Source organism: Brucella haematophila, from assembly GCF_005938105.1.
Classification (GTDB): domain Bacteria; phylum Pseudomonadota; class Alphaproteobacteria; order Rhizobiales; family Rhizobiaceae; genus Brucella; species Brucella haematophila.
In genome coordinates, this window is the sequence record NZ_VCPE01000027.1 from 1 (window position 1) to 19726 (window position 19726).

Consider the following 19726-nt stretch of genomic DNA (forward strand, 5'->3'; position numbering starts at 1 on the left):
GAAACTTGACCGTGAATAAAAACCCGAACATTAATTAAAAGGCGGGTCAATTCTCGGTGGAAAAACCGGGTCACTTCTCAGCGGCAATCAACATCCTCAAGAAGCGGATGTTGGCCCATCCGCTTTTTGTTGGCTCTTTTGGTGCAATTGTTGCCGGTCAATTCCGGCGACCAACGTAGGAATATGGCAACAACTTGCCTTAGTCAAGCAAGAAGTTGCCATAGGTGTAGAGAAATGAATCTGAGCGACAGGATCAAAGAGGCCGCCGATGAAGTGGGCGGACTGAACCAGCTTGCAGTTCGCACAGGAATCGCACGGCGAACCATCGGATCGTGGCTAGAAGGCCGAAAGCCCAAACCAGAGGCATTGCAGAAGATTGCCGAGGTGGCAGATATAAACGTTGCTTGGCTGATCACCGGGGTCGGCGAGAAATACTCCGCTGAACGGTTAGTTAGAGAAGCTGAGCAAGATCGCCAAAAAGCCGAGCTTAATAGAGACTTGGGGAATGCGTTGAGGGCTAATGATCAGCGCCGCCTAACACGAGACCCGTTCTTTGCTATGGAAGTGGAAAGGCGCGGCCCAAGATTCGATATTGCTGTTTTGGAAAAGATCGCTCGTATCGTAACTAGAGCGTATAAAGACGCGCACATTCAAATAGCGCCTGAAAAGATATCCGTTGAAGCTGGAGAGCTGTACAATGAACTGATGGCGCGTGTGATTAATTATGCCGATCCGCTGGAAATCGAAGCAACGCTACCGCAAATCGAGCATTTACTTCGAAAAAGGCTTTCAGAAGCCAAGGACAACCCCGGAACCGGTAAACGCTCGGCTTGATGCTGGTCCGTGCCTCCCCGATAGCTCTGCTCACACATTGTTTGTGGGACACAAGCGCCGTTGTATTTTAGGAATTTTCAGACACGAGTAATCTCCGGGGCCGTGTATTTGAGTCCCGGACAGACGCTACTGATGGGGTCAGCGCTAGAAGTTGCCCATTATTTCCGCGCAGATATGGCGAACACTTAGGAGTGTCCCCCTCGCAACGAAAACGGCACTTTGGATAGTCTGGGTCGATTGCGGAGATGCGCTTCCCCAAGTCGGTGTCGACAAAACAAAATTCTGCTCGTTGTCTTTGCCCAAACCAACGAATTGTCCACTGAGAAAGACAGGCTTGTCCGATCGATTGACCACTGAAAAGCTCACACTCAGTTCAGTTTGCCCAGGCGCAAGAAGGCTTTCTTTTTCGCTCAAAACGAAATTATTGACCGTTATCCGATCCGTTCCGCCCGACACTTGGTTGATTTTCTCGATGGGCATGCATTGGAAATTACCGACGGCACTTTGGATTACTTCTCCTGGTGTAGCTGTTCCCAGCACGACCGCCGTCATTAAAGAAATGCTTACAATCATGAACTTGCCCCCGCTGCAAAATCAGTGTCAGAGGAATAGCGTCCTGCTAATAAATGCACAATCCATAGTGATTAAACTCCACGTGATCACCGGCATCTGGACGGTCACCAACGTGCGCCCTCAGCAAACAAAAATGGCGATGGGCTTCTTCCATCTTAAAATAGGCATCAAATCTGATTGGAATAAGAGCAAGCAATTGTTATTATTATGTTATTTTTTGGATAAGCCCAAGTTGGAACGAACTTCCAACTTTGTTTTTACATTTACGGATATTTTCAGCCGTTTGGGTCGGCAGCCTTAAAAGCCTTAGCTTTACGGTGCTATCAATAAATTCAATGATTTGAGGACGCTTAAAAGAATTCAGAGGGGTTTTCAGCGGACGCTTAAGCGTATGGTCCGATTTTCGGCGTCCAACCACTTCCTGCTTGCTTTCCCACCGACCCACTGTCAAATTTGGTTTGTCGTCAACTTCCGCTTACTGATATTTAAGCCCTTGAATTGCCGCCGCTTTTCACTTGTTTTCGGGTAATTTCAGACATTCCCACAAAATCCAGTAACCAGTGTCAAACTACAAGCAAAGACTTGCAAAACAGCTTTCGTGTTTCGAAGGCTCGGCTTCTTGCCGTCTGTGCAGCCCTTACTTCAGCGCGTTCATCATTCCCGGCTCATGTCCGCCGTTCGCCTTGTCGGGTTGATTTCGCAGCGTTTCGCCCTGCGCGAATGGCGGATTAGCCGCTTCAAATTTTCAACAAATTTTTAGGTGTTTGTTAAGGAAATAGTAACGTAATGTTATAATTTTTAAATATGCGTGATTCTGTAATATTATGGAGGTTTTGGGCGATGAGGAAAAATGCAACCACCGTTGCGTTAGCGCTGGCAGGGTTGGTGGCGAGTTCTCTCGTGGCTACGGCAAAGACGAATTATATCGGAGAATTCAGGGACTGGGGTGTTTATCAAAACACTGATCTTCCCGGTAACAAATGCTATGCTTTGACGGTTCCGATTAAATTTCATCCCGTAGATGTCAGGCACGGCGATAATTTCATTATTATTTCCAAGTCGAGCGGACAGTACAGTCCACAGCTCGTCATGGGCTATGATCTCAAGTCAGACAAGGCCGTGAATGTCATGGTGGATGGCACTGCCTTCCCATTCTTCAGCGAAGGCAATCGCGCCTGGGCGGAGAATGTCGCTGATGAAACGCGGATCATGCGGGCAATGCGCGCGGGCAAGACACTTAATGTGCAGGCGGTTTCAGCGCGTGGCACGCAGACGCGCTACACCTTCTCGCTGATCGGTCTGTCAGCATCGCTCCAGCGCGTGGATGGCTGCTGATACAGCCTCCAGAAAGAAGACCCCGCCAATGGGCGGGGCCTTGGTCTCTGTCGAGTTAGAGTCCTAGGAACTTGAACGGTTCGGTTTCCTTGAACTGATCATTGGCCATGCCGGAAAACGTGTTGGTCTGGTCTGGTCCGAGATCAAGCTTCTTCACCTTGCCGGTTTCGGGCGAAAAATCGATTTTGTTCAGGTCCATCCAGAATGTATTCGGCGTCAGCGCGGATTCGAAGAAATAGAGTTTGCGCTTGTGGTCGGCCACGGTGCGCCAGCGGGTCGATGAAATATTGGGCTGATCCGGCGTGCTGATGCCGAATGGCACCGAGACATTGCGAATCACGCTGAAGACGCTGGCGATGGTCTTGACCGGATCTTCCGTTTTCGGAATGGCATTGACGTAGAACGACGCCCGGGCGAAGCGGTCAGCAGCACGATTGGTACCCGGCAGCATGACGGTTCCGCCGATATCTTTCCAATAGGCATTGAGCGCAAGCTGCTGGTCGAAGGTCGGCGAATTGGTCATCACCGGATACTGCTTGCCGTGGTGGATGACCTGCTTGCCATCGATATATTCGATGATGGCGCTGTCGCCGCTGGAATCAGACATGGCGAGATGCAGCGTGGCGAGGCGATCTTCCCCCGGCACCTTGTCGGTCACGACATTGAACGGATTGCCGCTCAGCGCTTTAACGGCTTCATCGACGGTCGCGAAATTGTCGAGAACATACTGCGCCCAGGCAGCAATGCTGAGGCTTGGGTGCTTTTCGTCGAAGGGCGGATATTCCGACTCCACAAGCCAGAGCACGCTTGCTGAAAGCCCGGCTTCATTGAGGCCGTCAGTGGTCGAAATATCATAGCCGGAAGCGATGACGCTGCCATATTTGGATTGCCACTGGACTGAGTTCGGTCCCGCTTCGCCGGAACGCTTCATGCCGCGCGGGAAAATCCACAGATTGGTCGCCACGTCGACTTTCCAGTCCATGGAACGGGCTGTGATGATCTGGTCATTGGCGCCGTGATAGACGAGGCGTGTGCAGGCCTCGGCGACAGGAGCAGCAATCATGCTGCCTGCCACAAGCATCGCCGTGCAAGTGGCGGCAAAAGAACGTTTCAATATCGTCATGGATGGCCCCTGTTGTGACTTCGTTTCAATGCAGGATCGGAGCGGATCGGCGTGCAACGCCCCGTAGCGCGATATAGGGCAAAGGGTAGCGAAGAAAAGCGCAGGCGCTGCCGCTTTCCGTCTTATCAACTAGTGATGGCCTGTATTGCCGTCGGGCTTGCGATTGGCACCCAGAAGGATGACTTCCAGAAGCCACGGTTTCTTTTCGATGACCTCGGACAGATCGTTGGCGCCAATGCCGAAACCGGCTTCTTTGAGCATCGTGTCTGCGGCTTCGCCTGAACCGTTCGTCTTGTCGAGAGACAGGTGGTGCGCGCGGCGCAGCAGCATTTCCGCCGGTGTAAAGCCGCCTTCCGCGAGGCTCTTTTCTATCCGGCGTTGAAGCTCTTCTGGAAGAAGCATAGTGCAATTGCCCTCGTCGATATTCGGTGTTGTTCGAAGCCGCCTTGCTTCGTGGAGACTTCCGCCTGTCACTATAGATAGGCCTGTTGAACAATTTGAGAATATGAAAAGTCAAATCGCCGGACGGCCTTTCGTATAACGCCGTTACCGTCGCATGAACAAAATTTTGCCGTTGTTTCCCTTGTTTGCGGACTTGACGGCTCTTACATAGGGACAAGGCCTGAACGGGGAACGGCGTCGCTTTTTGTCGGCGTCGAGGAGAGGGCTTCGTCTAGAGTCAAAACAATCTGATGGTTTGCAATGGCCACCCTACGTTATTTTATATGGCCCATGATTTTTACGGTCGTGGGTCTCGCAGCTGCCGTCTGGCTCGGATACGAGATGACCGGCACGTTCGGGGGAATGGTCTCCGTCTTCATCATCTGCGCTGTCTTGAGCGTCCTTGAGATATCGCTCTCATTCGACAATGCGATCGTGAATGCGCGCATTCTGCGCGACATGACACCCGAATGGCAGCACCGCTTCCTGACCTGGGGCATCGTCATTGCCGTTTTCGGCATGCGCATCATTTTCCCACTGGCCATCGTTGCGGTCGCCATGTGGACCGACCCGATTTCAGCACTCAAACTCGCCATCTGGAACCCGAATGAATATGCCCGGGTCATCGCGGAATCCCATACGGGTATCGCGGCTTTTGGCGGCACGTTCCTGCTGATGGTTGGCATGAAGTATTTCTTCGACGTCGAGAAGGATGTGCACTGGATCAAGGCAATCGAAAGCCGCATGTCGAAATTCGCGTCCGTGCAGGGCGTGGAAATCGGCGTTGCCATCGCGCTTATCCTGTTCTTCTCCTACCAGCTTGATGCGGTTCACTCGCACACGTTCCTCGTTGCGGGCCTGTTCGGTCTTCTGACCTTTCTGGCGGTTGAGGGACTGGGCGAAGTGCTCGATGCCACGCAGGAGCAGATGGATATGGTCCATCGCGGCGGTCTGGGCGCGTTCATCTATCTGGAAGTGCTCGATGCAAGCTTCTCGTTCGACGGCGTTATCGGCGCATTCGCGCTGACGACGAACCTCTTCATCATCGCAATCGGTCTTGGCATCGGTGCCTTTTATGTGCGCTCGCTCACCATCATGCTGGTTGAGCGCAAGACACTTGGCCAATACCGCTATCTCGAACATGGCGCGTTCTACGCCATCATGGTTCTGGCGGTGGTCATGTATGTGCAGACGCTGGTTCATATACCGGAAGTCATTACCGGCCTGATCGGCGCGGTACTGATCGGTCTCTCGTTCATGTCGTCGCTGCGCTATAACCGGCTTAATCCGCACTGGCAGGATGAAAGCGAAGAGGCCACGGGCCATTGAGCTTCGATACCAATGATTGGAATGGGCGGCTTCAAGCCGCCCTTTTTGTTTGCGTTCCGGATCGGGCAGGGCGAGCCATAATCGTCGACCCGCTTGACCGAATCGCCAGAATTGATGAGCCTCAGCTCTGCGCTCACTATGCGCTTAACGTGCTGCGGCCAGTCCGGGGGAACAGTTAGGTCGGTCGGCTGCGGTCAAACTGAAGGGGACATTCATGGTCGTTACCCGTTTGAGCAAGACCGCTTTCGTAGCGGCAATCGCTTTCTTTGCCACGTTGGTGGCCTTCGGCAATATCACCGATTACGGCACCAATTTCGCGTTCGTCCAGCATGTGCTGATGATGGACACGATCTTTCCCGATGCATCGATCAAATATCGCGCCATCGATAATCCCACCCTGCATCATGCGGGTTATATTCTGATCATTGCCGCTGAAACGCTGACCGCCATCCTGTGCTGGATTGGCGCCTTCGCGATGCTGGGGCGGCTGACGGATCGCGCTGCCAGCTTCAACCGCTCCAAGAAGTGGGCCATTGCCGGGCTTTCACTCGGCTTTCTGGTCTGGCAGGTCGGCTTCATCTCGATGGGTGGCGAGTGGTTCGGGATGTGGATGTCGCAGACGTGGAATGGCATTGAATCGGCCTTCCGCTTCTTCATCACCATCATTGCCGTGCTGATCTATGTGGTCATGCCTGATGGAGAGCTAGAGTAAATGCGCGGCTGAAGCAGGCTCGTCGACCAGTTCGACGCCAGCCTGCTTCATCTTTTCCAGCATGCTGCCCATGGAGCCGTTGAGGTCGATGCCGCGGCAGGCATCGAGCCGCACGCGCACCTGAAAACCTTGCGCGATAGCGTCGAGCGCGGAATAGGCGACGCAGAAATCGGTTGCGAGACCCGCCAGCGTTAGCGACCCGATGCTGCGCTCGCGCAGATATCCGCCTAGGCCGGTCGGTGTCTCGCGATCGTTTTCGAAGAAAGCCGAATAGCTGTCGATACCGAAACGGAAACCCTTGCGGATCACCAGCTGCGCCCGCGTCCATTGCAGGGCGGGGTGAAAATCCGCGCCGTGGCTGCCTTGCACGCAATGATCCGGCCAGAGCGTTTGTGGCCCGTAGGGCATCTCGACCATCTCGAAAGGGGCCTTGCCCGGATGCGTGCTGGCGAAGCTTGAATGACCGGCCGGGTGCCAGTCCTGTGTCAGAATGACGTGTTCGCTTTCATCGATCAGACGATTGACGGCAGGCAGGATGTCGTCGCCATGCGCAACAGCCAGCGCACCGCCGGGGCAGAAGTCGTTCTGGACATCGACGACAATAAGGGCATGACCGATCATAAGCGCTCCTGCTTCATTTCCAGCTTTTTCACAGCGACTATAATCAGCCCGTTTTCCCGAAACCAGCGAATATGCATGTTCTGGTATAACATGGATAAGGGTGCTAGAGCATTTCCAGCAAAAGTGCGTAGCGTCTACGCAGGGAGATCAGTCCACTGGACTGATTTCTGATCCTGCTTCGATGCGTAGGATAATGCGTCAAAACAAATAGATAGAGCGGTTCCACGATTCCATTTTAACCGGAACCGCTCTAGGGACCGCGCTTAGCAGTGACAATAAAGGCAGGGATCACCATGACAGACGAAATCACGCGCGACAGCAACGGCACGCAATTGAATGACGGCGATTCCGTCACGCTGATCAAGGATCTGAAGGTCAAGGGAACCTCGACCACGCTGAAGCGCGGCACGATGGTCAAGGGCATCCGCCTGACGGGAAACCCCGCCGAAGTCGAATGCAGCACCAAGCAGGTCAAGGGTCTGGTACTGAGGACCGAATTCCTGAAGAAGGCTTAAGCGTCGATCTCCACGCGACCGCGCGGACGGCTGCAACAGGCGAGAATGTAGCCTTCCTCGATTTCATCATCGCGGATGCCGCCATTGTGGTTCATCTCGGTCTCGCCGCCGAGACACTTCACCTTGCATGTGCCGCAAATGCCAAACTCGCAAGCGCTCGGTATTTTCAGGCCGCCATTGCGGGCTGCAAGCAGGATCGTGTCGTTCTCGGTGCATTCGACTTCGATGCCTGACAGGCTAAAGACGACGCTGGCCGGGGCCACCGCAGGCGCTGCGGGTGCGGCAGCAGCGGCAGAGGGCGAGGCGGGTGCAAGTGCACTTGGCACCGGTACCGACGAAATCTCGCTCGCGGGCTGAAAACTTTCCTGATGATAATTGGCCATGTCGAAGCCGGATTGTTCCAGCAATCCGCGCACGCCGTTCATGAATGGCTCCGGGCCGCAGCAGAAGACCTTGCGATGCTGGAAATCCGGCGCCAGCAGTTCAAGCCGCGCGCGATCTATGCGCCCGTGCAGGCCCGGCCAGACGTGGCGGGCTGAGGATTGCTCGACGATGAAGGCCAGCCGCATTGCGTCCATACGGCCGGATAGCAGTTCCAGTTCCTTACGGAAGATGATGTCGTCCGGTGTGCGGGCACAATTGATAAAGGCTATGTCAGTTCCCGGTGCGCAGTCGAACAGCCAGCGGGTCATGGACACCATCGGCGTAATGCCGGAACCAGCCGAGATGAACAGGTATTTTTCGCTTGGATAATTGGCCAGCGAAAAGTCGCCATTCGGGCCATAGGCCTTGATCTTCATCGGCGGGCGCAGATTATCGAGCATCCAGCGCGTGCCGATACTGTCCTTCTGCGCCTTGACCGTCACCGAAATATGGTAGGGCCGCGACGGCGTGGATGACAGCGTATAGGTTCTAAGCACAGGGCCGAGACCGTCCGCCCGCTCCAGCGGCAATTCCAGCGTGACGAACTGGCCCGGCGTATAGCGGAACCAGTTGCCTTCCTCGGTCTTGAACGAGAAGGTCATGACATCTGGCGCTTCTTCGATGGCCGAAATGCATTCCAGCATTTGCAGCCTGTCGTTCCACGGCAGCATCTCATCCAGATATTTCAGAGGCTGCATGGCCTTCTCGCTTGTCTATTCATATCAAAACGGGACAGGCCGGACGTGATCCCGGCCTGCGGTTTGTTTCGGTCAGCAGGCCTTAAACTCAGGCCACGCGGCTCAGCTTGGCCGCTTCACCGCGCAGGCGCGGCGTGATCGTATTGGTATACCATTCGAGGAACTGCATCACGCCACCTTCGTGCTCGACCGAATAAGGGCCGGGCTGATAAGCGGGCGAGCGGATGCCGACGGCATTTTCCTCGACGATCTGCCGATCCTGATCGTTCGTCTGTATCCACACATGGGTCAGTTCGTCCAGATCATAATCGACGCCTTCGACCGCATCCTTGTGAACCAGCCACTTGGTGGTAACGAGGGTTTCCTCAGCGCTGATCGGCATGACGCGGAAGGAAATGGCATGGTCGGCCATCAGGTGGTTCCAGGTGGTCGGATAGTTGAAAAGCAGCATCGCGCCAATATTGGTATCGCCTGCAACCTGATTGCTCAGTGGCTTCTTGACTGCGGCCTTGCCCGACATGGTGTAGCTCACGGCATCGCGCAGAAGCGGAATGCGGGTGATGCGATAGCGACCGTCTTCGGACATTTTGAATTCCGCCGGCAGGCCGGCGCTGGCGCAATTCTTCCAGAGCTGGTTGATTTCTGGGTCTTCCATGACGCCCTGCACGCCGGTCGCCGATGGTGCTTCGGGATAGGTGCGGCACAGTTCCGGGTGGTTGGCGGCGCAGTGATAGCACTCGCGGTTATTTTCCCAAACGAGCTTCCAGTTGCCCTTTTCGATGATCGAGCTTTCGAAAGCGACCTTCGCGTCCTTGATATTATGCGGCGCGAGGTAAGGTTCGACCAGATTACGGAAGGAGGCGAAATCCGGCGCTTCGTCGGCGACGCAGATATAGATATAGCCTGCAACCGTCTCGCAATGCACCTGCTTCAGGCCATATTCGGCGGGCTTGAAATCCGGGCCAACCTGACGCGCGAACAGCAGCCGTCCGTCCAGTTCGTAGGTCCACTGATGATAGGGGCAGACGAGCTTGGCCGCGGTGCCTTTTTCGGCAGAGCAGATGCGCGAACCGCGATGGCGGCAGGAATTGTGGAAGGCGCGAATGCCGCCCTGCGCGTCGCGCACGATGACGACCGGATAAGCGCCAACCTGCACGGTCATATAGGAGCCGGTCTTCGGCAGTTCGCAATCATGGCCGACAAACAGCCAGTCGCGATAGAAGATGTTTTCCAGATCCAGCTTGTAATAATCGGGATCGGTGTAAAACTTCTGCTCCAGGCTGAAATTGGGGTCGCGCCCGGTCAAAAGCCCCAGCATTTCGTTGCGAACGTCCATCATCACGACCCTTGCTTCATCTTCGTTAGGATCGGCATTTGCTGTTCTCCCAGCGACCTTGGCCTGATCCGGTGTTCCCTTTGTCTTCCAGAAGCACGGCTTTTGCCGCTACATCAATGGCTTGTTCGTTCCCGCTTCGGGAGCCGGACTGGCTTCTGTTGTCATGATTCAATCACTGAACTGTTCTAAACGCGCATTGGGATGCGACATGGATTTCGCGTAAAGACGACACGCCAAAATGTCGCTTTTGCGGCAAGGCATATGACAGCAAATATGCGTGACAGCTGCCCGCAAAGCATTTCCGGGATTGCCAACAGGTGGAAAAGATAGTTACCACACCAACCAGACAGAATTTGTTTCATTCCGTGGGAGGTCCAGAGGCCATGAAGCGCTCAGAAATCAACGAGATTATCCGTGAAAGCGACGCGTTTATCCGCTCATTTGGCTATGTCATGCCGCCTTTCGCTTACTGGACCCCGGAAGAGCTGAAGCAGCGGACGGGCAGCGACGCTACAGCCATTCGTGACGCGCGTCTGGGCTGGGACATTACGGATTACGGTCAGGGCAAGTTCAAGGACCTCGGTCTTTTCCTGTTTACGACACGCAACGGCAATGCTGATGACCTGAAGCGCGGCGGCGGCATGCTGTATGCCGAGAAGATCATGATCTCGCGCGAGAACCAGTTGTCGCCGATGCATCGCCATGTCGTGAAGGCCGAAGATATCATCAATCGCGGTGGCGGCACGCTGGTGCTGGAACTGTTCAACTCGCGTCCCGATGGCAGCGTCTGCGAACAGTCCGATGTCACGGTCGCGACCGACGGTCGTCTTGTGACGCAGAAGGCGGGCGCGCATCTGAAATTGTCGCCTGGCGAAAGCGTGACGCTTCTGCCCGGCAACTGGCATGCCTTCTGGGGCGAGGGCGGAGACGTGTTGATCGGCGAAGTCTCGACTGTTAATGACGATCTCACCGACAATATTTTCCGCGAGCCGATTGGCCGCTTCTCGAATATTGAAGAAAATGAGAAGCCATTACACCTCCTGGTCTCTGATTATGACAAGTGGCTCTAAGCCAAACTGAAGGACTGAACATATGAAGCTGGCGATGATCGGAACGGGCTATGTGGGTCTGGTTTCGGGCGTGTGTTTTGCCGAATTTGGCTTTCACGTGACCTGCGTCGACAATAACCCGTTGATCATCGAACGGCTTGAGGCGGGCAAAGTCACGATTTTCGAGCCGGGTCTCGATGAACTCCTGACCCGCAATATTCGTGACGGACGGCTGGATTTCAGCACCGATCTTGCGTCGAGCGTCGCTGATGCGGATGTGATTTTCATTGCGGTTGGCACACCGTCACGACGCGGCGATGGCGAGGCCGACCTGCAATATATCGAAGCGGCAGCCGACGAGATCGCTGCGGCGATGAAGCCGGGCGCTGTCGTTGTCATCAAGTCCACGGTGGTGGTCGGCACCAATGCGCGTATCCGCGACCGGATTGCCGCAGCGCGCCCGGGTGTGGCTTTCTCCATGGTTTCCAATCCGGAATTCCTGCGTGAAGGCTCGGCGATCGAGGATTTCATGCGGCCGGACCGTGTTGTGGTCGGCGTTGAGGACGAGCAGGGCAAGACCGCGATGCAGCGTCTTTATCGTCCGCTTTATCTGCGTGAAACGCCGATGGTCGTGACATCGCTCGAAAATGCCGAGATCATCAAATATGCAGCCAATGCATTTCTGGCCATGAAGGTGACCTTCATCAATCAGGTCGCGGATCTGTGTGAGAAGACCGGCGGCAATGTGCAGGAAGTTGCGCGCGCCATCGGGATGGATAATCGCATTGGTTCGAAATTCCTGCATGCAGGTCCGGGCTTTGGCGGCTCATGCTTCCCGAAGGACACACGTGCCTTTGCAGCGACCGGCAAGCGTTACGATGCTCCGCAGTCGCTGATCGAGGAAGTGATCGCCATCAACGAAACGCGCAAGCAGTCAATGGCGGAACGGATTGTTGCCGCTGCCAAGGAAAGTGGCGCAAAGACGGTCGCGGTGCTCGGCATCGCGTTCAAGCCGAACACCGATGATATTCGCGAGTCTCCGGCATTGGACATTGTGAGCGCGATCCAGAAGGCAGGGCTTTCCGTGCGGGCGCATGATCCGGAAGCCATGGATGCAGCCAAGGCTGTTCTGCCGGGTGTGATCTGGTGCAGCTCGGCCTATGAGGCGGCAGAAGGCGCTGGCGTGGTCGCGCTTCTGACCGAATGGAACGCCTATCGGGCGCTCGATCTCAAGCGCGTTGCAAAAACCATGGCTGGAAAAGTTCTGATCGACCTGCGCAATGTCTACAAGGCGGAAGATATCGCAGGCACTGGCCTTGATTATCGTTCGGTGGGCCGCACCGTAAAGGTCTGATTGTCGGATAGAGTGATAGAAAATGGGTGCGTCAGGACGGAATGGTTCTGGCGCACTTTTTATTGGCAGGCCGTTTGATTGGTTTAACGCCGGGCGTCAATCGCTCGCGGCGATCTGCTTCTTCTCGTTGGCGATAAGCCAGAGATTGCGGACATAGACAACGAGGCCGAGGCCCTGTCCCGCGATGAAGACGGGGTCCTTGCGCTGGATCGCGTAGATCAGCAGCAATGCGCCGCCAAACAGCGAAAAGAACCAGAATGCCACCGGCATGACGCTTTTCTTGGCCTTCTCAGACGCCAGCCATTGCACGACAAAGCGCATAGTGAAACAGGCCTGTGCGACGAAGCCAAGCACGATCCAGCCATCCCACTGAGCGACAAAGACTTCGTGCAGCCAATGCGACAGGCTGTTGAAAATATCAGTCATGGGTAATCTCCGTCACGCGCGGCACAACCTTGCGGCGCTTGCGCAGCCACCAGACACCATAAAGATCGAGAATGCCGCGCAGCCCGCGATCGAGAATGCCGTAATTGGATTTGCCATGGCGGCGTTCGCGGTCGACCACATCCACATGCACGACATCGAAACCTTCGCGCAGCGCAAGCGATGGCAGATAGCGGTGCCAGCCGTCGAAGAAAGGCAACTGACGGAACAGGTCGGTATGCAGCGCCTTGAGGCCGCAACCGGAATCGCGCGTCTTGTCCTTCAGGATGGCACCGCGCAGATTATTGGCAAAGCGCGACGACAATTGCTTTAGCTTGGTGTCGGTGCGTTTCAGGCGCTGGCCGGCGGCGATGCCATAGCCTTCGCCAGCTTCGACGAGCGCATCGACCAGCATCGGCAGATAGGCCGGATCGTTTTGGCCGTCGCCATCCATGGTAACAACAATATTGCCGCGCGCGGCAAAAACACCGGAACGCACGGCAGCACTCTGGCCGGATGACCGGTCATGGCGCAAATGGCGTAGCGGCTTGCCTGCATGGATGCGGCGGGCAATCACGTCGCTTGTCGAGTCCGTCGAACCGTCATCGACGACAATCACTTCATAGGCGCGACCCTGCATCGCGGAATCCACTTCATCCAGCAGAAAGGCCAGATTGTCCGCCTCGTTACGGCAGGGGATGACCACGGAGATTGTCGGTGTTTCCACGCAGAGTGTTCCTTCGTTCCTTGCGCTATTCTTCAAGCGCAGGCTCCATTTTCGATGTCTGGAGGCCCGATATCGCGCAAGCCGCGGCTAGTTTTTTTCAGCATCGGCTTTTCCCGAAACCGATAATCACTTTCGGGGCCGATGCTCTAGCACTGAATACCCGAAGAAGCCAAGATGCTTCAAGAAATCGTGAGCCAAGCCAAATAGAAGAGAATACCGCCGTTTCTTAGCCGGACTTCGACGGAGACGGAAGGGTCTCCGCCAGCCAATCCAGAAATTTCTGCGTCACTTCGTTCCGATTAATGTCGTTGAGGCTTTCATGGCGGGTTTCTGCGAGGATCAGGCAGGTCACCCGTGTGAACCCCATGCGCTGCATGCGTGCGGCCAGTCTGGAGATGGCGGCTCCCTTGGCGGTAGCGGGATCTTCGCTGCCGCCGACCAGATGAAAGGGCAGGCTGCGCGGGATCTTGCTGAAGTTGCGGTCATCCGCACCGCGCGCGGTCATGTGCACGAGATCGAGCCACAGCGATACGGTGGCGTCGAACCCGCACAGCGGATCGGCGACATAGGCATCGACCTCCGCCGGATCGCGTGACAGCCAGTCGAAAGGCGTGCGATGGCCGGGGATGGCGCGGCCCCAGGCGCGGAAGGTCAATTTCGGCAACAGGCTGCTTGGAACATCCGACCCTTTCAACATACGCTCTATATAAAGAAGTGCTGCTGCGGCTTTGGCTTCAAGGCCGCCGTCAAAATTGGCATTCCAGATTGCAGCGGCATCCACCGTGTCGGCATGGTCGAGTACATAGTTCAGAGCAATCAGGCCGCCCATCGAATGCCCGAACAGAACCACCGGCAAGCCGGGATGCTGTTGGTGAATGTGGCGGTTCAGTGCCAGAACATCGTTGATGGCCACATCATGGCCTTGCTTTTGTGAAAACATTCCTCTCGGTGCATGAGCGCCGATATTCATGCCATGGCCACGGTGGTCATGGGCATAGACGTGATAGCCAGCCTCTGCGAGCGCTTTGGCAAACCGGCCATAGCGCGCGGAATGTTCCGCAAGGCCGTGGCAGATTTGAATGACCGCCCGTGGCGCATCCGCAAGCGCGCTTCGAAACGGCAGTTGCGTCGCGTCGGACAGGGAGATGTGATGAACGGTTTCAAACGACATTTCGCCATCTGATTTTATGCCGCGCAAATAGTCAATTCCCCCGTTGAGCGCGGCATTAAAAGAGGCATGACAACGTTGTATGAGCGAATTTTAGGCAAAAGCGTTTTTTGTGCAAATTCTGCTTGAAATGCGTGAAAAGCTGGGCAAATCTAGGCTCAACGGGGAAATACAGGGGCTTTGACGGACATAAAGGGCGTCATTTAGAGAAATCCAAGCCATCATTTGCAGGCCGTCCGATGAAAGGGAGGAAACTTTCGCGGACGGTGGCCAGAGGGGAAACCGGGTGACGGAAATATCCGCGCCCGGTTTCATTCTTTTAAGCTCAAATTTTCAAGCGCGTGCTTCTTCGGGCAATGCCTTGCCCGTCATTTATGTTTTACGCGATGGCGTTTGCGTCCGCTCTTTATTTGGCCTACATACGCGTCAGCAATTTCCGCGCGGTTCGGCTTCATTCGAACCCACCCGCGCGTTCCAACCCGTGGAGACGACGCGCTTTATGGCACGCCAATTCATTTATCATATGTCCGGCCTGAACAAGGCTTATGGAGCCAAGAAGGTTATCGAAAACCTTCACCTGTCATTCTATCCAGATGCGAAGATCGGTATTCTCGGCCCCAACGGTGCCGGTAAGTCGACGATCCTCAAGATCATGGCCGGTCTCGACAAGGAATATACCGGTGAAGCGTGGCTCGCCGACGGTGCCACTTGCGGTTATCTCGCGCAGGAACCGCATCTCGATCCAGAAAAGACTGTGCTCGGCAACGTTATGGAAGGTGTGGCAGCGAAGACCGCCATTCTTGAGCGTTACAACGAACTGATGATGAACTATTCTGATGAAACCGCCGACGAAGGCGCGGCGCTTCAGGACGTCATCGACAGCCAGAACCTCTGGGATCTGGAAAGCCAGGTTGAAATGGCGATGGAAGCCTTGCGCTGCCCGCCAGCCGATGCCGATGTCACCAAGCTTTCGGGCGGTGAGCGTCGCCGCGTTGCACTTTGCAAGCTGCTGCTTTCGAAGCCTGATCTGCTGCTGCTCGACGAACCAACCAACCACCTTGACGCTGAAACAACCGCTTGGCTGGAAAAGCATCTGCGCGAATATCAGGGCGCTGTCCTGCTCATCACGCACGATCGCTACTTCCTCGACAATGTGACCGGCTGGATTCTCGAACTCGACCGTGGTCGCGGCATTCCTTACGAAGGCAACTACTCGGCTTATCTCGAAGCCAAGGCCAAGCGCATGATTCAGGAAGGACGTGAAGAAGATTCGCGTCAGAAAGCTCTTGAACGCGAGCGCCAGTGGATCGCCGCCAGCCCCAAGGCACGTCAGGCGAAGTCGAAAGCCCGTATCAAGGCTTATGATCAGCTCGTTGAAGCCGCGGAAAACCAGCGTCCGGGCGATGCCCAGATTCTGATCCCGGCAGGTGAGCGTCTCGGCCAGGTGGTTATTGAAGCGGAAGGTCTGACCAAGTCGTTTGGCGACCGTATGCTGATCGAAAACCTGACCTTCAAGCTGCCTCCAGGTGGCATTGTTGGTGTTATCGGCCCGAACGGCGCCGGTAAGTCGACGCTGTTCAAGATGATCACCGGTCAGGAAAAGCCCGATTCCGGTTCGATCCGCATCGGCGATACCGTGCATCTTGGCTACGTCGATCAGAGCCGCGATCACCTCGACCCGAACAAGAATGTCTGGGAAGAAATTTCCGGCGGCAACGACATCATCAAGCTCGGCAAGTTTGAAATGAACTCCCGCGCTTATTGCGGCGCGTTCAACTTCAAGGGCGGCGATCAGCAGGCCAAGGTGGGTAATCTCTCCGGTGGTCAGCGCAACCGCGTGCATCTTGCCAAGATGTTGCAGGCAGGCGGCAACGTTCTGCTCCTCGACGAACCGACCAACGATCTTGATACGGAAACGCTGGCAGCGCTCGAAGATGCGCTCGAAAAATACGCTGGCTGCGCTGTTATCATCTCCCACGATCGTATGTTCCTCGACCGTCTGGCGACGCATATCCTCGCTTTCGAAGGCGACAGCCATGTTGAATGGTTCGAAGGCAACTTCGAAGACTATGAGGCCGACAAGGTCCGTCGTCTCGGACCGGAAAGCGTCAACCCGAAGCGGGTGACGTATAAGCCGCTGACCCGATAATGACTTCCAAGGCCGGTGTATCGCACCGGCCTTTTTATTTCAGGCCCTTTTCACGTGATGAAAGGAAAGACGATGAAAGACTGGTCCGCAAAACAATATCTGAAGTTTGAAGATGAACGCAGCCGCCCGGCGCGCGATCTTCTGGCGCAGATACCCCTGACAGCGCCGCGCAAGGTGGTGGATATCGGCTGCGGACCCGGCAATTCGACTGAGCTTCTCGTGGAGCGCTGGCCGGACGCGCAGGTTGCGGGTTTCGATACGTCGCCCGATATGATCGACAAGGCGAAGGCCCGTCTGCCGGACGTGGAGTTCTTCATCAGCGATGCCGCCAGTTTCGAGCCGGATGCCGAAACGGACGTGTTGTTCTCCAACGCCGTCTTCCAATGGCTGCCCGACCATATCGAGCAATTGCAGCGGCTTTTGTCGCTGCTGCAGCCGGGTGCATTTCTGGCGATCCAGATGCCGGATAATATGGGCGAGCAAACCCATGTCGGGATGCGCGACGTTGCCAAGACCGCGCCTTTTGCAGCCAAGATCGGCAAGACGGGCAGGGGCGTGTTGCCGCCGGTCGCCACTTATTACGATGCGCTTGCAGCCGATGCGGCGCGGATCGACATCTGGCACACGATCTACAATCACCCGCTGGCTGGCGTTGACGCGATTGTGGAATGGGTCAAGGGCACGGGCCTCAGACCCTTCCTCGATCCGCTGGATGCCGACGAGCAGGCGGCCTATCTCGCAGCCTATAAGGAGCGTATTGCACCGCATTATCCGACGACTCGCGACGGCAAGGTGCTGCTTCGATTCCCCCGTATCTTCATGGTTGTTCAGAAGCGATAATCATGCCGAAACTGACCACTACACGGGGATGTGATTGACACTCTCCGTGTCGATGGTCGGGTCGATTTAGAAATTTTCCAATTATTTCAAAGAACTGTGGCGGGCGGTGGCAGGTGAATTGCCATCGCCCGCTTTGCTATAGGTTATAAGTCAATAGATTGCATGCAAACGATTTTGCACCTATGGTCTGGTCGCATTCTGGACCTACGCTAAATTAGCGAGCATCCTTATAACGCTGCGCTTCATCCAACATTTTCGCTGTCGTTCGATGTGGGTAACAGAATCCGCTTTTGGGAGTTTTCAACATGAGCAATGCAGGAACGCATGTCGATGCCAATGGCGAGATCGAAGCGGCGCATGACGCCCACGATACGCGCCGTCGTGTCTATGCGATTGTGGCCAGTGCTTCGGGCAATCTGGTCGAATGGTATGATTTCTATGTTTATTCGTTTGGTGCGCTTTACTTCGCATCGCAGTTTTTCCCGGCCGAGGATCAGACCAGCCAGCTTTTGAATGCTGCTGCGATTTTCGCGGCAGGCTTTCTGATGCGTCCGATCGGCGGCTGGTTGTTTGGCCGTATCGCCGACAAGCTGGGCCGTCGCACATCGATGCTGATTTCCGTCACCATGATGTGTTTTGGCTCGTTTGCCATCGCTATTCTGCCGACCTACGCCTCGATTGGCGTGCTGGCTCCGGTGCTGTTGCTGATCGTGCGTCTGTTGCAGGGCCTTTCGGTCGGCGGCGAATATGGCACGACAGCGACCTATATGAGTGAAGTGGCGCTTGCAGGGCGTCGCGGCTTCTTCTCGTCGTTTCAGTATGTCACGCTGATCGGCGGCCAGCTACTGGCCGTTCTGGTGATTGTGCTTCTCCAGTTCATGCTCACATCCGAGCAGCTTCATGCCTGGGGCTGGCGCATCCCGTTTGCAATCGGCGGTCTCGCCGCCATTGTGGCGCTCTTTCTGCGTCGCACGCTGCATGAAACCACCACGGAAGAAACCCGCAGCAGCAAGGCTGCGGGCAGCTTCGCCACCATCTGGAAGCATCACCGCAAGGCGTTTCTGGTTGTTGTCGGCTTCACGGCAGGCGGTTCGCTCGCCTTCTATACCTTCACTACCTATATGCAGAAATATCTGGTCAATACGGCCGGTATGAGCAAGGAAACCGCCAGTGAAACGATGACCTTCGTGCTGCTGGCCTATATGCTCATGCAGCCGCTGTTCGGCGCGCTGTCTGACAAGATCGGTCGCAAGACCATGATGATCGGCTTCGGCGGCATCTCGATCCTCACGACGATCCCTTTGATGACGCTGATCGGCTCGGTGCAAAGCTCGACCATGGCCTTCATCTACATCGTGATCGCGCTGGCTGTGGTGAGCATGTACACCTCTATCAGCGGTATCGTGAAAGCCGAGCTTTTTCCGGCGGAAGTGCGCGCACTCGGCGTTGGTTTCTCCTACGCTATCGCCAATGCGATCTTTGGCGGCACGGCGGAATATGTCGCGCTGTGGTTCAAGCAGCAGGGCATGGAAAGCGGCTTCTTCTGGTACGTGACCATCATGATGGTCATCGTCTTTGCGGTCAGCATCTTCATGCCGAACCCGCGCAAGCACGGCTATCTGCAAGGGCACGGGTCTGTCGATTAAACGGCCCTAGGCCTCTACGATCAAACGCCGCCCTCCGGGCGGCGTTTTCACATCTCCACCGCTTCGTCGTCTTCCGGCGATAAAAGCCGCGTTGCACGCCATTCCGTCAGCTTTGAATTGATTGCATCCAGCACGAAGAAGCGGGCGGAATCCTTGTCGTATCCGTCATCGCGCAACGTATCGTAATCCGTATGGGCATGGCGCACATGCGCCACAGTGGCAAGCCATACCGCTGTGGATGGCGGCAGCGTCTTCATATGCGGAGCCAGAGCCGCCGCTCTGATCGGCTCGGAATCTGAATAGGGAACCGCCGGAAGCAGCAATGTGAGCGATTTGGCGATTGCCTTTTGACGCATAGTGCTCGCACGCATGGCGCTTTCCTTTCCTGCATTCGCTGTGAACGAATCCCCAGCTCGATTCATTCTGCCAT

Annotated in this window: 20 protein-coding genes; 10 read left to right on the forward strand and 10 right to left on the reverse strand. The window is 55.7% G+C overall.

The window, feature by feature from the left end; translation table 11 throughout:
• Window positions 1-234: 234 nt before the first annotated feature.
• On the forward strand, window positions 235-834 hold the full coding sequence (locus FGI60_RS24605; RefSeq protein WP_171058855.1) for a helix-turn-helix domain-containing protein: 600 nt from the start codon (window positions 235-237) through the stop codon (window positions 832-834).
• 144 nt (window positions 835-978) lie between these two features.
• On the opposite strand, the gene FGI60_RS24610 is transcribed toward FGI60_RS24605, so the two are convergent.
• The gene (locus tag FGI60_RS24610) at window positions 979-1407 is read right to left on the reverse strand and encodes a hypothetical protein (protein WP_138787388.1); all 429 of its coding nucleotides are present in this window, start codon (window positions 1405-1407) and stop codon (window positions 979-981) included.
• A gap of 840 nt (window positions 1408-2247) precedes the next feature.
• On the opposite strand from FGI60_RS24610, the gene FGI60_RS24615 reads away from it, so the two are divergent.
• Window positions 2248-2742, forward strand: coding sequence for an invasion associated locus B family protein (locus FGI60_RS24615; protein ID WP_078338691.1), 495 nt, complete (start codon window positions 2248-2250; stop codon window positions 2740-2742).
• Window positions 2743-2797: 55 nt separating this feature from the next.
• On the opposite strand, the gene FGI60_RS24620 is transcribed toward FGI60_RS24615, so the two are convergent.
• Complete coding sequence (locus tag FGI60_RS24620) at window positions 2798-3865, reverse strand: linear amide C-N hydrolase (protein WP_138787389.1); 1068 nt, start codon at window positions 3863-3865, stop codon at window positions 2798-2800.
• 129 nt (window positions 3866-3994) lie between these two features.
• On the reverse strand, window positions 3995-4267 hold the full coding sequence (locus FGI60_RS24625) for a hypothetical protein (RefSeq protein WP_138787390.1): 273 nt from the start codon (window positions 4265-4267) through the stop codon (window positions 3995-3997).
• 300 nt (window positions 4268-4567) lie between these two features.
• Between FGI60_RS24625 and FGI60_RS24630 the strand changes: the two genes are divergently transcribed.
• On the forward strand, window positions 4568-5635 hold the full coding sequence (locus FGI60_RS24630) for a DUF475 domain-containing protein (protein WP_138787391.1): 1068 nt from the start codon (window positions 4568-4570) through the stop codon (window positions 5633-5635).
• Window positions 5636-5849: 214 nt separating this feature from the next.
• Window positions 5850-6347, forward strand: coding sequence for a DUF2165 family protein (locus tag FGI60_RS24635; protein ID WP_078338686.1), 498 nt, complete (start codon window positions 5850-5852; stop codon window positions 6345-6347).
• On the opposite strand, the gene pncA is transcribed toward FGI60_RS24635, so the two are convergent.
• Entirely contained in the window at window positions 6339-6968 is a 630-nt protein-coding gene (gene pncA, locus FGI60_RS24640) for a bifunctional nicotinamidase/pyrazinamidase (RefSeq protein WP_138787392.1), read from the reverse strand. The two genes, FGI60_RS24635 and pncA, sit on opposite strands and share 9 nt — an antisense overlap.
• 293 nt (window positions 6969-7261) lie before the next feature.
• Here pncA and FGI60_RS24645 point away from each other — a divergent pair, with 293 nt between their 5' ends.
• Window positions 7262-7483, forward strand: a complete 222-nt coding sequence (locus FGI60_RS24645) for an alkylphosphonate utilization protein (protein ID WP_078338684.1) — start codon at window positions 7262-7264, stop codon at window positions 7481-7483.
• Here the strand turns inward: FGI60_RS24645 and FGI60_RS24650 are convergent.
• A complete protein-coding gene (locus tag FGI60_RS24650) occupies window positions 7480-8604 on the reverse strand; it encodes a hybrid-cluster NAD(P)-dependent oxidoreductase (protein ID WP_138787393.1) in 1125 nt (374 codons plus the stop codon). The two genes, FGI60_RS24645 and FGI60_RS24650, sit on opposite strands and share 4 nt — an antisense overlap.
• Window positions 8605-8692: 88 nt before the next feature.
• Window positions 8693-9940: an aromatic ring-hydroxylating oxygenase subunit alpha gene (locus FGI60_RS24655; RefSeq protein ID WP_138787408.1), complete on the reverse strand. Its 1248-nt coding sequence runs from the start codon at window positions 9938-9940 to the stop codon at window positions 8693-8695.
• A 383-nt stretch (window positions 9941-10323) separates the two neighbouring features.
• Here FGI60_RS24655 and FGI60_RS24660 point away from each other — a divergent pair, with 383 nt between their 5' ends.
• A complete protein-coding gene (locus tag FGI60_RS24660; protein ID WP_138787394.1) occupies window positions 10324-11010 on the forward strand; it encodes a D-lyxose/D-mannose family sugar isomerase in 687 nt (228 codons plus the stop codon).
• A 22-nt stretch (window positions 11011-11032) separates the two neighbouring features.
• Window positions 11033-12343 (forward strand): UDP-glucose dehydrogenase family protein, encoded by a 1311-nt coding sequence (locus FGI60_RS24665; protein WP_138787395.1) that lies wholly within the window; start codon window positions 11033-11035, stop codon window positions 12341-12343.
• 96 nt (window positions 12344-12439) lie between these two features.
• On the opposite strand, the gene FGI60_RS24670 is transcribed toward FGI60_RS24665, so the two are convergent.
• From FGI60_RS24670 to FGI60_RS24680, 3 genes are all read right to left on the reverse strand, one after another.
• Window positions 12440-12769, reverse strand: coding sequence for a lipid-A-disaccharide synthase N-terminal domain-containing protein (locus tag FGI60_RS24670; protein WP_138787396.1), 330 nt, complete (start codon window positions 12767-12769; stop codon window positions 12440-12442).
• The gene (locus tag FGI60_RS24675) at window positions 12762-13493 is read right to left on the reverse strand and encodes a glycosyltransferase family 2 protein (RefSeq protein WP_138787397.1); all 732 of its coding nucleotides are present in this window, start codon (window positions 13491-13493) and stop codon (window positions 12762-12764) included. The genes FGI60_RS24670 and FGI60_RS24675 overlap by 8 nt, the downstream gene beginning before the upstream one ends.
• 226 nt (window positions 13494-13719) lie before the next feature.
• A complete protein-coding gene (locus FGI60_RS24680; RefSeq protein WP_138787398.1) occupies window positions 13720-14664 on the reverse strand; it encodes an alpha/beta fold hydrolase in 945 nt (314 codons plus the stop codon).
• A 496-nt stretch (window positions 14665-15160) separates the two neighbouring features.
• Here FGI60_RS24680 and ettA point away from each other — a divergent pair, with 496 nt between their 5' ends.
• The 3 genes from ettA to FGI60_RS24695 all read left to right on the forward strand — a co-directional run bounded on the left by ettA (window position 15161) and on the right by FGI60_RS24695 (window position 19296).
• Entirely contained in the window at window positions 15161-16810 is a 1650-nt protein-coding gene (ettA, locus tag FGI60_RS24685; protein WP_078338864.1) for an energy-dependent translational throttle protein EttA, read from the forward strand.
• Window positions 16811-16882: 72 nt separating this feature from the next.
• Window positions 16883-17650 (forward strand): trans-aconitate 2-methyltransferase, encoded by a 768-nt coding sequence (gene tam, locus FGI60_RS24690; RefSeq protein WP_138787399.1) that lies wholly within the window; start codon window positions 16883-16885, stop codon window positions 17648-17650.
• A gap of 305 nt (window positions 17651-17955) precedes the next feature.
• On the forward strand, window positions 17956-19296 hold the full coding sequence (locus FGI60_RS24695; RefSeq protein WP_138787400.1) for an MFS family transporter: 1341 nt from the start codon (window positions 17956-17958) through the stop codon (window positions 19294-19296).
• Window positions 19297-19343: 47 nt separating this feature from the next.
• Here the strand turns inward: FGI60_RS24695 and FGI60_RS24700 are convergent, their stop codons facing one another.
• Window positions 19344-19667, reverse strand: coding sequence for a DUF2293 domain-containing protein (locus FGI60_RS24700; RefSeq protein ID WP_078338863.1), 324 nt, complete (start codon window positions 19665-19667; stop codon window positions 19344-19346).
• Window positions 19668-19726 lie beyond the last annotated feature (59 nt).